The sequence below is a fragment of the Picosynechococcus sp. PCC 7003 genome (assembly GCF_001693255.1).
Lineage (GTDB): Bacteria > Cyanobacteriota > Cyanobacteriia > Cyanobacteriales > MRBY01 > MRBY01.
Genome location: NZ_CP016474.1, coordinates 2,808,157 through 2,823,273 on the forward strand (window position 1 = coordinate 2,808,157; position 15,117 = coordinate 2,823,273).

General features: G+C 48.9%; 15 protein-coding genes. 11 read left to right on the forward strand and 4 right to left on the reverse strand.

All coding sequences use genetic code 11. From position 1 onward, the window contains the following. Nucleotides 1-9 precede the first annotated feature (9 nt). Both AWQ21_RS13340 and AWQ21_RS13345 read left to right on the forward strand, forming a co-directional pair. Nucleotides 10-228, forward strand: a complete 219-nt coding sequence (locus AWQ21_RS13340) for a hypothetical protein (RefSeq protein WP_065714960.1) — start codon at nucleotides 10-12, stop codon at nucleotides 226-228. After that, a complete protein-coding gene (locus AWQ21_RS13345) occupies nucleotides 221-637 on the forward strand; it encodes a putative toxin-antitoxin system toxin component, PIN family (protein ID WP_065714961.1) in 417 nt (138 codons plus the stop codon). Before AWQ21_RS13340 ends, AWQ21_RS13345 begins: the two co-directional genes overlap by 8 nt. Here AWQ21_RS13345 and AWQ21_RS13350 read toward each other — a convergent pair. Together AWQ21_RS13350 and AWQ21_RS13355 are read right to left on the reverse strand one after the other, a co-directional pair. Beyond that, a complete protein-coding gene (locus AWQ21_RS13350; protein ID WP_065714962.1) occupies nucleotides 627-1,544 on the reverse strand; it encodes an o-succinylbenzoate synthase in 918 nt (305 codons plus the stop codon). The two genes, AWQ21_RS13345 and AWQ21_RS13350, sit on opposite strands and share 11 nt — an antisense overlap. After that, the gene (locus AWQ21_RS13355) at nucleotides 1,545-2,327 is read right to left on the reverse strand and encodes a peroxiredoxin-like family protein (RefSeq protein ID WP_065714963.1); all 783 of its coding nucleotides are present in this window, start codon (nucleotides 2,325-2,327) and stop codon (nucleotides 1,545-1,547) included. It abuts the gene before it with no gap. A gap of 111 nt (nucleotides 2,328-2,438) precedes the next feature. Here AWQ21_RS13355 and AWQ21_RS13360 point away from each other — a divergent pair, with 111 nt between their 5' ends. Then, a complete protein-coding gene (locus AWQ21_RS13360) occupies nucleotides 2,439-6,341 on the forward strand; it encodes a PAS domain-containing protein (RefSeq protein ID WP_065714964.1) in 3,903 nt (1,300 codons plus the stop codon). A gap of 28 nt (nucleotides 6,342-6,369) precedes the next feature. Here the strand turns inward: AWQ21_RS13360 and AWQ21_RS13365 are convergent, their stop codons facing one another. After that, nucleotides 6,370-7,170, reverse strand: a complete 801-nt coding sequence (locus tag AWQ21_RS13365) for a hypothetical protein (protein WP_232314989.1) — start codon at nucleotides 7,168-7,170, stop codon at nucleotides 6,370-6,372. 735 nt (nucleotides 7,171-7,905) lie between these two features. On the opposite strand from AWQ21_RS13365, the gene AWQ21_RS13370 reads away from it, so the two are divergent. The 7 genes from AWQ21_RS13370 (at nucleotide 7,906) to AWQ21_RS13400 (ending at nucleotide 13,057) form a co-directional block, all read left to right on the forward strand. Continuing rightward, complete coding sequence (locus tag AWQ21_RS13370) at nucleotides 7,906-8,802, forward strand: lipopolysaccharide assembly protein LapB (RefSeq protein ID WP_071932291.1); 897 nt, start codon at nucleotides 7,906-7,908, stop codon at nucleotides 8,800-8,802. A gap of 54 nt (nucleotides 8,803-8,856) precedes the next feature. Continuing rightward, the gene (gene ligA, locus AWQ21_RS13375) at nucleotides 8,857-10,878 is read left to right on the forward strand and encodes an NAD-dependent DNA ligase LigA (RefSeq protein ID WP_065715363.1); all 2,022 of its coding nucleotides are present in this window, start codon (nucleotides 8,857-8,859) and stop codon (nucleotides 10,876-10,878) included. 16 nt (nucleotides 10,879-10,894) lie between these two features. Continuing rightward, nucleotides 10,895-11,233: a DUF6883 domain-containing protein gene (locus tag AWQ21_RS13380; protein ID WP_065714966.1), complete on the forward strand. Its 339-nt coding sequence runs from the start codon at nucleotides 10,895-10,897 to the stop codon at nucleotides 11,231-11,233. Between the two features lie 2 nt (nucleotides 11,234-11,235). Further along, nucleotides 11,236-11,532 (forward strand): DUF4926 domain-containing protein, encoded by a 297-nt coding sequence (locus AWQ21_RS13385; RefSeq protein ID WP_065714967.1) that lies wholly within the window; start codon nucleotides 11,236-11,238, stop codon nucleotides 11,530-11,532. A gap of 238 nt (nucleotides 11,533-11,770) precedes the next feature. Further along, the gene (locus tag AWQ21_RS13390; RefSeq protein ID WP_012308243.1) at nucleotides 11,771-11,956 is read left to right on the forward strand and encodes a PCP reductase family protein; all 186 of its coding nucleotides are present in this window, start codon (nucleotides 11,771-11,773) and stop codon (nucleotides 11,954-11,956) included. 101 nt (nucleotides 11,957-12,057) lie between these two features. Further along, nucleotides 12,058-12,774 carry an OB-fold-containig protein gene (locus AWQ21_RS13395; protein WP_065714968.1) on the forward strand — a complete coding sequence of 239 codons (717 nt, stop codon included), beginning with the start codon at nucleotides 12,058-12,060 and terminating at the stop codon, nucleotides 12,772-12,774. A 64-nt stretch (nucleotides 12,775-12,838) separates the two neighbouring features. Beyond that, on the forward strand, nucleotides 12,839-13,057 hold the full coding sequence (locus AWQ21_RS13400; RefSeq protein WP_065714969.1) for a hypothetical protein: 219 nt from the start codon (nucleotides 12,839-12,841) through the stop codon (nucleotides 13,055-13,057). Nucleotides 13,058-13,081: 24 nt separating this feature from the next. Here the strand turns inward: AWQ21_RS13400 and AWQ21_RS13405 are convergent, their stop codons facing one another. Further along, nucleotides 13,082-13,426: a hypothetical protein gene (locus tag AWQ21_RS13405; protein WP_065714970.1), complete on the reverse strand. Its 345-nt coding sequence runs from the start codon at nucleotides 13,424-13,426 to the stop codon at nucleotides 13,082-13,084. A 266-nt stretch (nucleotides 13,427-13,692) separates the two neighbouring features. Here AWQ21_RS13405 and purB point away from each other — a divergent pair, with 266 nt between their 5' ends. Continuing rightward, on the forward strand, nucleotides 13,693-14,988 hold the full coding sequence (gene purB / locus AWQ21_RS13410; RefSeq protein WP_065715364.1) for an adenylosuccinate lyase: 1,296 nt from the start codon (nucleotides 13,693-13,695) through the stop codon (nucleotides 14,986-14,988). Nucleotides 14,989-15,117: the final 129 nt, after the last annotated feature.

Genomic DNA, 15,117 nt, shown 5'->3' on the forward strand with positions numbered 1-15,117 from the left:
GTAAGAATTATGGAAAATATTGTGATTCAAGTGGACTCGGAAGTGGCCAAAGCTTACCGCAAAGCTACCCAGCAACAACAACAAGCAGCTTTATTTTTATTTAGTGTCATGGTGAAGGAAATTTTAAAATCTCGTTCCTTTGATGAATTGGTACAAGAGATTCGTGAAGATGTTGCGACAAGTGGTTTGACAGAGACAATACTTCAAGGAATTTTAGAGGATGAGTAAACGGCGTATTGTCCTTGATACAAACATTTTAATTAGTGGTTTGTTGTTTCGTAATTCTAAACCCCAAGCAGTCTTTGACTATGTTACGCAGCGGGAAGTTTTATTACTATCCCAAGAAATTTATACAGAGATCAGTCAGGTTTTAAGACGCCCAAAATTTGACAAGTACCTCTCTTTGGAAAAACGCTTGGCATTTTTAATGTTGTTGCTCACAAAGGTAGAAATGATAATGGTTACAGAAAAAGTTTTTGCTTGCCGCGACCCCAAGGATAATCAATTTTTAGAATTAGCTGTTAGTGGAAATGCCAGTTTTCTAGTCACGGGAGATCAGGATTTACTTGTTTTGAATCCTTTTCGTAATGTGCCAATTATTACGGTAAATCAGTTTCTCGAAACACTCAATCAGTAAACCAGTGGATGTCGCCCATGCCTAAAGCTCGCTGGGATGGGAAAAATTTTTGCGAAAAATTCAAAAGTGCCCGTTGGCCGACTGCCGTTTCAAAAACAGTAGAAATCACAATATCTGGCTGGTGAGCTTGGCAAAATTCTTTTAACCGGGACGGAAAACCGGCGATCGCCAATTTGATCACAAAAACACCGCACCAACCTTGGCCATAACAATGTTCTAAAGAAGCAAGCTGGGAAACGGATTCGTCTAGGGCGATTTGGGTTTGAAATGCTGCGTTTAGCTGTAATAGGTCAGAGAAATGCTCTGGGGCTAGGGGCTGCTCGATAAATTCTAGTTTTGCTTGGGATTCCCCCCAATTTAGCCAATATTTCGCTTGTTCTCGGTTTAAACCGCCATTGGCATCGAGGCGCAACCGACCATCAGCAGGCAAGGCAGCCAGGATTTGCTGACAGAGGGCGATTTCTGTTGTGGGTGTATCCAGGGCAATTTTCAGTTTAAAGGTGCGAAATCCTTGTTGTAGTAAAGTTTGTAGGTCTTGAAACAGGGTAGGCGATCGCCGGATTAACTGACAAAATTTTGTAGGGGGTAAGGATACTAAATTTTCGGTACTGGCAAGATTAAGTTGAGCCGTTTCAAAACCAAATTGACAGGCTGGCAGGGTATCGGGAATTGCCGCAATTTGCTCACGGGTAATGTTTCCCCCAAAGACCGCACAAAAGGCGATCGCCTCCTCTAGGGTTTCTGTGCCAAACCACGGTAGAGGGGCGATTTCTCCTTGGGTAATCCGTCCCATTTCGTCTTGTAGAGAAAGAATAATCCCCTGCCGCATAGTCCACAAACCATGGTGGGTACGGAGAGGCGTTTTAAAGGGGCGGCGATAGGGGGCAAAGCGAAACTGGTAATTCACCTAGGCCACTCGCTGCACCGCAGGCAGGTTCTCCAGGAAGGTTAAAGGCCGACTCATATTCGCCGCAAACCCTAGAATATTTTGGTCGAAGTGTTCATATTTCAGCGTGCCATCGGCCGCAAAGAGGAATGTCGCTCCCCGTTGGGTCATGTACTGGGCATCGGGCACATAGGTAGACCAATTGCCGAGGACTTCAGCCATATTTCGCAGGCGCAAAGTGGCCAATTCTAAGGGCCGCTGAAAACCCTTCCCCCCAGCCGCCGCAAAAAATTCTCCCTTTAGGGCTGGTAAAGGAGCCGCTTTAACGACTTCATCATCGGCAAACAGTTGGGGCGCTTGTTTATCCCCCGTATAACCCCGCAAAACTTCCTTGAGGGTACCTGGGCTGCCAATGCCAGCACACATCAGCATCAGATTTACCCAAGCATTTTGTCCTGCTTTGAGTCCGGGAATTTTCCAGGTTAACCCGCGATATAGGCCCAGTTCCTGATGAATGGTTGCATTGGGATCGATGAATAATTTCTCGGCCGGGAAACCCGTATAGTCACAAAATTTTTGACCAGAACGGCGATCGCCAATGCCCACTGCCACATAATCTACCCCGCGACAGAAATCAGCATCCTTTTGGAGCCACCAAGCATACTCAAGACTGTCAAAATCGCCGAGTTGGGATAGGATCAGCACCATGAGGGGTCGAGTAAAACCGGACGGGATTAATGGTGTCAGTTGACCATCGCTCACCCGCTGCCGTTCTGTGTGTTGAAAAAACTGAAGATAATCCACGGTTATTGGGAAACATTTAGGATAGAGAACAAGGGTTGCTATGGAGCCATAGCCTCGCCTTCGTCAGGATAAACAGATCTCGTTTAAAAATGCTACAGTGCCTGTCGCCCTATGGTTGCTTCTCATTATAGTGTCGCGGTTTTATCAACGGATATTAACGTTTACCAACGGCTGCAAACGCTTTTGGTAGAGGAGCAGCCTGAGGATTTCCAACTGGTTTGGCTTGATTTGACGGCGACGTCTGCGCTGCAAAGTTTGGGTCACCATGATCTTTATCTCAGTGATGCACCGCTGACTTATTTGGTTGACCATGCCGAGGTGGTGCAACGGTGGCCTTGGATTGGGTTGACCGATGAGGCAGCACTCCAGGATGAAATGCTGCGCCTTGGGGTTTTAGATTGTTTTTTGTGGTCTGAACTGACGGGGCCGCTGCTGGTACATACGCTGCGGGTTGCCCTACGGACGATGTTGGGCCGGACTCAGGGGACACTCTCGGCAGCACCTTTAGGCGATTTCCAGGGCGATCGCCTCCAAACGTTGATTCAAAATATTCCGGGCACGGTGTACCGATGTTTAAATACGGCGGAATGGCACGGGATCTATTTCAGCGAAACCATTGAACAATTGGTAGGTTATCCTGCGGCTGATTTTCTCCCAGGGGGCGATCGCCACTATGCCAGCCTCATCCACCCCAATGATCGGGCCTTTGTGCGCCAAATTATTGAGCGGAAAGTGCAGGAGAAAAAACCCTTCGCCCTCGAATACCGCCTCAAACATCGCGATGGCACAGTGAGATGGGTCGATGAACGGGGCCAAGGGGTCTTTGATGACCAGGGAAATCTGCTTTGGCTCGATGGGGTGATCATTGATATTTCCGAGAAAAAGGCGATCGCCCTGGAATTAAACCAACAGGCCATCTACTACTACGAAAAAACGCCGGCGATGTTGCATTCGATGGATGCGACGGGGCAAATCCTTGCGGTGAGTGATCGTTGGTTGCAGGTGCTGGGTTATGAACGGCGGCAAGTCATTGGCTGCAATGTCACTGATTTTTTGACGCCAGTCTCCCGCCATAAAGCAGAACAAGTCCTCCTGCCCACCCTAACCACCCAGGGCTCTGTAGAAGATGATGCCTATCAGTTCATCAAGAAAAATGGCGACATTTTAGAAGTGGAATTGGCGGCTGTCTGCGAGCAAACCAACCATTATTCGCGACTATTAGTGGTCTTGACGGATGTGACCGCCCGTAATCACCTGGCCCAACAGGTCAACCGCTACCAAACCCACCTAGAAGATCTCATCGAACAACGCACCCAAGCCCTCGCCGCCAGCCAAGCCCGCCTTGCCCAAGCCCAGGCGATCGCCCACATTGGCGTTTGGGAATGGGATATCCGCACCGATCAAATCTATTGGTCTCCAGAAACATTTCAGATCTTTGGCTTTGCCCCTGGTGAAATTCACCCCAATGCGGAAACCTTTTTTGAGCGGCTTCACCCCGACGACCGCGATCGCATAAAGGCCAGTATTGAAAGTCTCTTGAGCGGTCAACAGCTACCCAGTTCTGAATATCGCATTATTACTCCCGCCGGCGAAGTGCGTTATCTCAAGGACTACCACGAACTGACCCGGAACGAGCAGGGCCAACCTATTTTTTTAGGGGGGGCCGTGCAAGACATTACGACAATGCAGCAAGCCCTCAATGCCTTGGCCGCCAGTGAAGCCCGTCTACGGGCAATCTTCGACCAAGCCGCCCTGGGGATCGTACAAATTGACCGGACGGATCATTTCTCGCTGGTCAACCAAGCCTTCTGTCAGATCTGTGGCTACAGTGAAGCAGAATTACAGCAACTCACTTGGCAAGAACTCACCCATCCTGAAGATATCCATATCTGCCACGAAGCACGGGCCAAACTCAACCGCCACAAAGCGGCTAGTGCTGTTTTAGAAAAACGTTATCGTCACCGCCAGGGCCATTTTATTTGGGTCAAGGTGATCTGCTCCTATATCTATGACAACCAAGGCCAACCAGAATATCTTTTGACTATTATCGAAGACATTACTGAATATAAACAGGCGGCGATCGCCCTTGTTGAAAGCCAGCATCGCTACCAAAAAATGGTTGATGGGATTCCAGCGATCATCTACCAATATTCGCCCCAACGGGGTGGTTTGTTTTATTCCTCCCAGGTGCAACAGATCCTTGGCTATGACATGCAACATTTACTAGACCACCCAGCGCTCTGGCACCAATCGATCCACCCCGAAGATATCGTCGATGTCGATCAAGTCCTCCAGACCTTACAGGCCGGCAGGAACTTTGAGCTGGAATATCGGATCCGGGATGCCGCCGGCAATTGGCGCTGGTTCTATGACTGCTCCTTTAACATCCACACGGTCAACGATGGTGATCTTGTCATTGATGGTTTTGCCCTAGATATTACAGAGCGGAAAAACTTTGATAAGGTGCTCCGCCATCGTCTGAAGCTTGAAACCATGCTGGCTGATATTTCCCACATGATGGTGGTAGAAGCTAATCTCGATTTGGAGGCGTTACTGGCTCGACTGGGTCAAACCTTCCAAGCGGATCGAATGTCGATTATGCTCGGTCAATCCGATCACGCCACCGTCGAACGCATTGCTGCTTGGAGTGCGGCTCCCCATCTATGGTTAGAAGACTTACAAAAAATTGATCTAAGTCCCTATCCGTGGTGGTTAGATCATTGGCAGAAACAAGAAATAATTTTGCTCAATCGAAAAATCTCCCTACCGCCAACGGCGATCGCTGAACAGGAATTTTTAGATCACCTAGGGGTTAAGGCGGTGTTATGGATCCCGATCCAGGATGCAGAAGGGAAACCCTGGGGCTACATTGAGTGTTCTTCGACAGCGGTGGATCATCTGCTGTGGTCAAAGGAAGATGCGGATATTTTGGCGATCGCCGGCAACTTAATTTACAACTACCACCAACGGCAGCAGGCTAATAAACAACTCGAACTGGCAAAGGAATTGGCCGAGGCCGCAAACCATGCCAAAAACCAGTTCCTCACGAGCATGAGCCATGAACTGAGAACGCCCCTGAATGCGGTCCTAGGCTTTACGCAAATTATGGAGCGATCGCCTGACCTATCGACGGATCACCAGGAATACTTAAGCATCATCCATCGGTCGGGGAAACATCTCCTCGCCTTGCTCAACGATATTCTCAACCTGGCGAAGTTTGAAAAGGGCACCCTAAAACTGAACCCCAACCTGTTTAATCTCCACGATCTCCTGGATGACCTCGCCCAAATGTATGCCCTGGAAATCCAGCACAAAAATATCCAGCTTGATATCCATTGGGATGAGCAGGTGCCCCGTTATATCAACGCCGACCAAGCAAAACTCCATTCTGTGCTGCTCCACCTCCTGAATAATGCCCTCAAATTTACCGACAGTGGCTGCGTTCAACTGGCCGTAAAAACCCTGGCGCAAAATCCCCTCCGTCTCCAGTTCAGCGTTACAGATACAGGGATCGGCATTGCCGAAACAGATTTCACCAAACTCTTTGATAATTTTGTGAAATTAGAAGCCGGCGATCGCATGGGTCGAGGCAGTGGTTTGGGCTTGGCCCTCAGCCAAAAATTTGTCAATCTCATGGGCGGTGAAATCGTTGTCAGTAGCCAGCCTGGGGTCGGTTCTTGTTTTTCCTTTGAACTTACAAGTGTCACCCCAGCCAACCCGATGCACCTAACCCTCTATCCTCCCCAAGCACGGGACGAACAACTCCCAGCCCTAACCCCAGAGGCATTACAAAAATTTCCCCCGGAATGGTTAAAAGCCTTTCACCAAGCCGCCCTTGCCGCCAGGGCCCAACACCTCAAAGCCCTCATTGATCAACTGCCGCCCCAGGCAACGGCGATCGCCCGGGCCTTAGAAATCCTGGTGCAAAAATTTGCCTTTGATACCCTCGCCAAACTCAGCCAACAAAGAACCCCCAATGACTTTTCTTCATCAAAGGGGGAGACCGGGAGTTAGCCTGAAGTTACCGTAAAATTACTGTGATTTAGCCCTCACTATCTTTTGGTTTGGGTCGGGGTACAGGTCTCGCTCTGGCAGTTGCCCCATGGCTGTCACTGGCAGGATGATCACCGATGGGTCTGGGTTTGCTCTTGTCGCGGTTAAAGGGTTTCCCGCCGGGTTTGGGGCCTTTACGGCGACTGCTGATATAGCCAATATCTTCGCAGGTTTGGATCATCAGCATATTGTCGAGGAGCTTCGCCTGGAGATCATAAAAATGGTTAACGGGACGATCCGGCAGGGCACCAATGAGTTGAATCTTGAAAAATTTGGGTTTGTCCCCTTGCTTCTTCGGCGATTGACGAATTTTAACGATGACTTTTTTGGATTCGGCGTCATAGAAAACCACCTGACCGCGAATGGAAAAATAGCCGTCTTCGACTTGGTCACTGGTGGGAATGGACTCCGTGAGGGCCTCTGGATCATCAAGGTTTTCGGGCTCCCAAATGCCGAGAATCTGGAGGTGGAGATGGTTGTCATCCTGGCGGGTGCGGGGATAGACGACCCAAACGTGCTCTTGGTCGAGGTCAATGTGATTTTTGATCAGGCTAATCACGCGACCCAATAAAACGGCTTCAATGTCGCCATCCGCTGTGGCGATCGCCCCCTTACTGATTTGCTCTGGGTCTTCGGGGGTATATTTACCGCGCACAATGCCAATGGCCCGATATTGACGGGGATGGCTGGCGGGGGGAATGGGATGTTGCCGTAGTTTTTGGGAGGTCGTCTGGTCCTCATGGGGGTTCGGCGCTGGTGGAGACGATAGATGATGGTTAGATTCAGACACGGGCTTATCCAATGCTTTCTAGGTGGGCTAACAAAAAAATACAGATCGTTTTCGATGCCAGATAGTCAACTATCAGACATCAACATCATCGGTAGGCGATCGCCATCACGATAAAAATTAGCATTCTGCCTTCGATCATATTAGGACAGATGAAGACGTTTAGCGCCTGCCTATTGTACTCAATGGGGTGTCAGAGGTGTTGACACTCCCCTGCCTAAAGGTGAGGGGATTCTTGGTTCAGCGAGTCCACTTACCTAGGATTCCTTGCGAAGCCCTAACCAGAGGTGGGTCTCTCCCCAAGCGTTACTTTCCCAGTGCCCCTGGGTAGTGAAATTTCTCCAATGTTTGTTTGACTTGAAACCCTTGTTTCAAATGCTGGTCGTCTAGTTCCTGCAAAGACTTTACCTATCCACAGGGGGAACCTAGAACAATTGGATAGAACCCGATATCTTTGATTGTCAAGGTTCAGCGTAGTGCCGTGAGGCGACTGGGTTTTTAGAGCGGTTGATTACCCTATCCGCTAGAATGCAGTGTAGCAAAATGCCACTCGATATTGGCATGGCTCCTGCCTAGCGTCAGTCGCTCGCCTTGTATCATCGCCCTAGAACAGCGGAGTCTTAAGGCGACTTTTCCGATAAATCAGTAAAATTTAGATAAAATTTTGCCAACCTTCTGACTTTTCCGGTCTTTTGGGTCTGGTTTTTATCCCCTTAGTTTTCCCCACTATCTATAGCCATGGCGAGTCACATCATCGAAAAATACTATCGTCCCCGTGCCTGGGTCTATGGTCTTTCTGGGCTTCTGTTTCTGTTGGCAGGGGGGCTCTTGGTGATGCCACGCTTTGACCAGTGGATGGTGGCCCGGAAAACGGCAGCGGCGGCCAAGGTGCAGCCCGAAACAACCCCTGATCCGGCGATCGCCCTCCTCGAAAAAGACCAACAAAGTTATGAAATCTGGTTAGAAAAAGAACCCAATAACGAAAAAGCTCTCCGGGGTCTGTTGGATACCAGCCTCAAGCTCAATGATTTAGAAAAAACGGCCACCGCCCTCGATGGTCTGGCGCAAATCCACAGCGATAATCCCGATTATCTCGTGCTGCTAGGTCAGGTTAAACAGGAGGCCAAGGATTACGAAGGGGCCGCCGCGACTTACAAAAAGGTGCTGTTGACAGATCCCACCCACATCAACGCTCTCCAGGGCATGGTTGATCTGCTCCTGGTGCAAAATCGGCCAGAGGGAGCAATCGAACTGCTCCAAACCACCCTCAAGGACATGGGGCAATTAACGGAAGAAGAAACCATTGAAATCGACCCAGAAAAGGTTACATCTATTCAACTGATGTTGGGGCAAATTTACGTCGCTCAAAAACGCTTCGGGGAGGCGATCGCCATCTATGACCAAGCCGCCACAGTAAATAAAACAGACTTTCGGCCAGTCCTCGCCAAGGCCATGGTCTTAAAAAATCAAGGAAATGAAGCCGCTGCCAAACCCTTTTTCATGACAGCGATTAACCTTGCGCCTGCCACCTACAAAGACCAAATTAAGGAAATGGCCGTACTCAGTGCCGCAGATCTCAAGGCCCTCGAAGCCGTACCCACCGAAACCGACCCAGAAGCAGAGGCAACAGAATAATTTCCCTGGGGCGATCGCCTATAATTGCGGTTTGAAATTCTTTTCCCCGAATCCATGTCCGACGCCCCCCAAGCCCGCCTGGCCCAACTGCGATCGCAACTGCAAAAAGCGGCCTACGCTTACTATGTCCTCGATGCGCCATTCATGGAGGATGCCGTTTATGACCAGCTTTATCGGGAACTGGTGGCCCTGGAAACGGAACATCCCCAACTCATTACCCCCGACAGTCCCACTCAGCGGATCGGCGATCAACCCGCCACCCAATTCACCAGCGTCAAGCACAATATTCCCCTCTATAGCCTAGAAAATGCCTTTGACTTTGGGGAACTAACCCAGTGGGAACAGCGGTGGCAGCGGGCTTTAGCCGGAGAAATCCCTCGCCATTCCGGTTATGTGTGCGAACTTAAAATCGATGGTTCGGCGATCGCCTTAACCTACGAAAACGGCATTTTAGTGCGGGGGGCCACCCGGGGCGACGGTGTGACAGGCGAAGAAATCACCCAAAATCTGCGCACCATTCGCACCATTCCTTTGCGTTTAAACCTCGATAATCCGCCTCCTTTAGTGGAAGTGCGGGGAGAAGCCTTTTTACCTTTAGAGACCTTTGAAAAAATTAACCAGGAGCGAGAAAAAGCGGGTGAAAATCTATTTGCCAATCCGAGAAATGCCGCCGCCGGTACTTTACGACAACTCGATTCTCGCATCGTTGCCGCGCGCAAGTTAGACTTTTTTGCCTACACCCTCCACCTCCCAGACTTTAGCAATTCTCCCCAACTAAACAGCCAATGGGAAGCCCTAGAATTTCTGAAAAAAATGGGTTTTCGGGTCAATCCAAACCGCGAACTTTGTCCTGATTTAGCTGCTGTAAAAAACTATTTTGAAAGATGGGATAAAGGCCGGAAAAAACTGTCTTACCTGACCGATGGGGTGGTCGTTAAACTGAATGATTTTTCCCTCCAGGCTGAGTTGGGCTTCACCCAAAAATTTCCCCGCTGGGCGATCGCCTTAAAATATGCTGCCGAGGAAGCTCCCACCATCGTCAAAGACATCATCGTCAACGTGGGCAGAACGGGTGCTGTCACTCCCATGGCCGTCATGGAACCGGTGCAATTAGCAGGGACGACGGTACAACGGGCCACCCTCCATAACGAAGACCGCATTAAAGAATTAGACATCAGAATCGGTGATACGGTTGTTATTCGCAAAGCAGGGGAAATTATCCCGGAAGTTTTACGAGTTTTAGTTGATTTACGCCCAGAAGCGACTGTTCCCTATCAATTCCCTAGCCATTGCCCCGAATGCAACTCAGCCCTGGTGCGTCCCTCTGGAGAAGCCGTTGCCCGTTGCGTCAACAGCTCATGCCCAGCGATTTTGCGGGGTTCCCTCGTCCATTGGGCTGGCCGTGACGCCCTCGATATCCAGGGTTTAGGCGAAAAAAATGTGATTCTTTTGATCGAGCATGGTCTAGTGCAATCCATCGCCGATATCTATGACCTGACCAGCGAACAATTACAATCTCTCCCGCGCCTGGGGCAAAAGTCAGCGGCAAATTTAATCCAGGCGATCGCCCACTCAAAAAATCAAGACTATGCCCGTGTTTTGTATGGTCTAGGTATCCGCTTTGTGGGGAAAGTGAATGCGGAAATTTTGGCGCAAAACTTCCCAACTTTAGACCAACTCCAAAAAGCCACCTTTGCCCAATTACAAGGGGTTTATGGCATTGGCGAAGAAATTGCTCAGTCCGTCGTCGATTGGTTCCGGGTTGATGCCAATCAACAATTAATTGAAAAACTGAAAAAAGCTGGCTTGACCTTTTCCCAAACCCAGACCGCACAAACCGAAATTAACCATCAGATTGCCGGTAAAACCTTTGTGATCACAGGTACCTTACCCACCCTCAAACGCACTGAAGCCGCCGAAAAAATCAAAGCTGCTGGCGGAAAAGTGACGGGTTCTATTAGTAAAAATACTGATTATCTTGTGGCTGGTGAAAATGCCGGATCTAAATTAGACAAAGCCCGTCAATTGGGGGTTCAAGAACTGAATGAAAGTCAGCTTTTAGATTTGTTGGCATAGAAAAAATCTTTTTAATATGACGCAATCTCAACCACCAATTGCTACACAATTTTTAATTTCTCAAGCCAAGTTGACGCAATATCTACTCATCCTTCTTCCCAAAAATGATAAATCAAAGTTCCTATCCCAAGCCGGATATACTTTTGACAATTGGCAGGACCGGCACGATCACTTAAAAACACTAGCGATGAAAGGAAAATCTGAGTTTTTACAGCAGACACCGTATGGCAAAAAGTATAAAATCAAAGGAGAGCTGCAAGGGTTGGGTCACAAAACTCTTAAGGTTGCTACAATTTGGATGGTTGCCGATAAAATTGCCAAGTTTGTTACTTTGATTCCAGATAAAGGAGAATAATTATGCACGAACATTATCCTCTTTTCAGTCAAGTTGCTCTATCCCAAGACTTTCCTGAATACAATCTACATTGGGGCGACATTGCGACAGTGGTTGAATATTATCAAATGACAGAACAAGAAGATGGCTATAGCTTAGAAGGATTTAACATTCCAGAAATCACATTAGAAGTGGCACATTCACAAATTATATCAATTAGTCAATGGCAGAAAGAACAAGAGATTTTCCAAAAAATCCACAAGCTTTCTCCCGAAAAATTACAGGAATTAGATCAATATATTAATCAATTAATTGCCTAGATTTAATGGCTTAAGAATACAGCTTCTCGACAATGATCATTATCCCGAATCTGTCGTCTGTCAGCATTAATTGCTGCCCCGGTACTGTGCTGGGAAATTCATAGTGTGTGAATTAAAATATACCTTAGATATCAAAACATTTGCACTAAAAAACATCAAGAAATTTAACGAAACCGCGCTTTTAACTCCCGGAAATCCTTGCTATTATTCAGAAAACTCCCCCTAAGGTGCTGAAACCATGACTTATCCTAATTTTCCTGACGAAATCCCCTGGACAGAAGAAGCAAAAACCAAATACAAAAATATTCCTTTCTATGCCCGCTCCCAGGCGCGACAAACCATCGAGGAGCTTGCCCGTGAAGAGGAAGTCGAAGAAATTACGGCAGAACTGGTGATGCGCGCGCAACAAAAATTCGGGAAATAAGTCTAAAGCTAAATTATGGTGGTGGCGATCGCCAAAAAAATTCCTAGATTTGGGGTGCAGCCCGTGCGAATTCTTTACTCTGTCCCGGATACGGTGCGTCCATGATTTTTGATGCGTCAAACTTAGGCTATTGGGTGCTCCTGGGGAGTGGCATCCTGCTGTATTTATTTGTCATTTTCTCTGGGGGTGGGGACGATGACCTTGATATGGATGCCGATTTTGATGCGGACATTGACGCCGATATGGATTTAGATGCCGACGTTGATGGCGATCTCGATGGGGAAGCCGAGGTCGAGGGGGAAGGGTTTGGTCTCTGGTCGGTGCTGTCTTGGTTTGGCTTTGGGCAAGCGCCATTGATGTTGCTGTTGGCCACGGATTTGAGTCTGTGGGGTCTGCTGGGTTGGATGTTCAATGTGGGCCTGAGGACGCCGACGGGATTTTTAGGGATTGTAGTCTTTTTGGGGAGTGGGGCGATCGCCTTTTGGGTCGGGAAACTCTTGGCTTATCCTCTGGGAAAAGTATTTGCCTCCTTTGGGGAAGATGTCAGCAGCGATCGCCTGATTGGTTGCTTGGGAGTAGTCTCTTCTAAAAATCTCCCCCACTATGTCGCGGGCAAAATTGGCCAGGCAGATGTGTACGATTCGGCTCGGAACCTGATGACTGTCCCGGTGAGTTTACCCCACTGGGCCGAGGTGATTCCCCGACGGGGCGACAAAATTTTGATTGTTGATCGCACCGAACATAGTTATCTGGCGATCGCCAAGGACAGTTCCGATGAAGACCGCTGGCTCGCCGAGGTCAAACAGCTTCCCCAATAATCTTTTCCCCTTTTGCCCTAGGATAATGCCAGGCCAAATTTCACCTTGTGGAGAGTGAGCACCGATGCCGATCGAAATTATTGTGATCGTCGCCGCTTTAATTATTTCTTGGTTAGTTTTTACTGCGTTCATCAAAATCGTGAAAACCAGCGTGCAAACGGCTGTGACCATTGCGGTCATTGTGCTTGTGTTGCAACTGGCCTTCGGGATTCAGTCGGGGCAGGTGATTACACAGATTATTGAACTCCCCCGCATCATCTGGGACTTTTTCAGTAACCGTTAAGGTGTGGCCATTAAAGATCTTTTACTAGCGGTACTGTTCAATTAAGGCCGCCAGACGGTCGAGTACCTGCTTAATTTCCGTATCAGTCTTATGTTCTAAGCCCATGGCCACCATCAATAGGCCCATTTCCACCGCATCATTTAGACCCAGGGCCAGATCAACGGCTTCGGTGGCTTCGAGGACATCATGGAATTTTTCTGGGTGATCAACGGTGAGGTCAACGTAGATAGCAGCAGGGTTTTTGCGGGGATCGTCTTGTTTTTCTTCCACGCGAGAGATGCGATTGGCCCGTGCTGTCACGCTGGTCACATTACTGGTGAGAGTGATGTCACCCGTGGTGATTTCTTTGGTAAATAGTTTGTTTGTCATGGTACAAACCCCTCGGCGATCGCCAACAATAATTTAGAACAACATCGGCTACTTTTAGCTTAACTCGCTCCTTTAGGAGAAAGCCGGAAATTGTACATATCTTGAGCTTGATGGCGCTTTATGGCCTAAACCGAACTTTATGGCAATTCCAACTAGCGGCTTCTGTCCCAAAGGCGATCGCCTCCCCCGTAAACCCCCGTAAAAACATTGCCAAAATTTGAACAACCCCTTGTAAAATAGCTAGGTTGTATTCTGCGGCACATCTCGTGATTGAACGTTATACCCTCCCCGAAATGGGGAATCTCTGGACAAATGAAGCAAAACTCAAGGCCTGGCTGAAAGTCGAAGTTGCCGTCTGTGAAGCGCAAGCAGAGTTAGGGTATATCCCCACAGAAGCCGTAGAAGAAATCAAAGCCAAAGCCCAGTTTGACGAAGCGCGGGTTTTAGAAATTGAGAAAGAAGTACGCCATGATGTGATCGCTTTTCTCACCAACGTTAATGAATATGTTGGCGATGCGGGACGTTACATTCACCTCGGCATGACCAGTTCTGACGTCCTCGATACGGCCCTCGCCCTGCAGATGGTGGATAGTCTCGACCTGATCCTGACTTGTGTCGAAGAACTGATTCAAGCGATTCGTTACCAAGCCCAACAACACCGCTATACCGTGATGGTGGGTCGCTCCCACGGTATCCACGCCGAACCGATGACCTTTGGTTTTAAGCTGGCGGGTTGGCTGGCGGAAATGCTCCGGAACCGCGATCGCCTAGTGGCCGTGCGCAAAGAAATTGCCGTCGGTCAAATCTCTGGCGCAGTGGGTACCTACGCCAACATTGAACCCCGCGTTGAAGCCTTAGCTTGTCAAAAACTCGGTCTCGATCCGGATACTGCTTCTACCCAGGTCATTTCCCGCGATCGCCACGCCAACTACATGAACCAATTGGCTGTGTTAGCCGCCAGCATCGAACGCTTTGCCGTAGAGATCCGCAACCTCCAACGCACCGATGTTTTAGAAGTCGAAGAATATTTCTCCAAAGGGCAAAAAGGCTCCTCGGCGATGCCCCACAAGCGAAACCCGATCCGTTCTGAACGCTTAACCGGGATGGCGCGTCTGGTACGGGGGAATGCGATGGCCGCCCTCGAAAATGTTGCCCTCTGGCACGAGCGGGATATTTCCCACAGTTCCGTCGAGCGGGTTGCCGTGCCTGATAGCTGCATCCTCGTGCACTTTATGCTGCGGGAAACCATTAGCCTCGTGAAGAATCTTTTGGTGTATCCCGAAAACATGAAGCGCAATATGAACGTCTACGGCGGCGTGATCTTCAGTCAGCGGGTGCTGCTGGCCCTCGTCGAGAAAGGCTTAACCCGTGAGGATGCCTACCGCCTTGTGCAAGGTTGTGCCCACACCGCCTGGAACACCGAGGGAGGAAACTTCCGCGCCAATGTCGAGCAAGATGCCGAAATCACCCAACACCTCTCTGCCACAGAGATTGAAGCCTGCTTTGACCCACAATTCCAACTGCGTCACCTCGATCAGGTCTACCAACGTCTCGGTATCTAAATCTTTCATTTAACCCAGATCAATTTGGCGATCGCCTTTTTTGAACTAAGATCCAAGAGAGGCGATTTTTTATGGATAAATATTGATCTGCATGGAAACAAGCCCTAACCGCTGAATGTGTTGATGTTC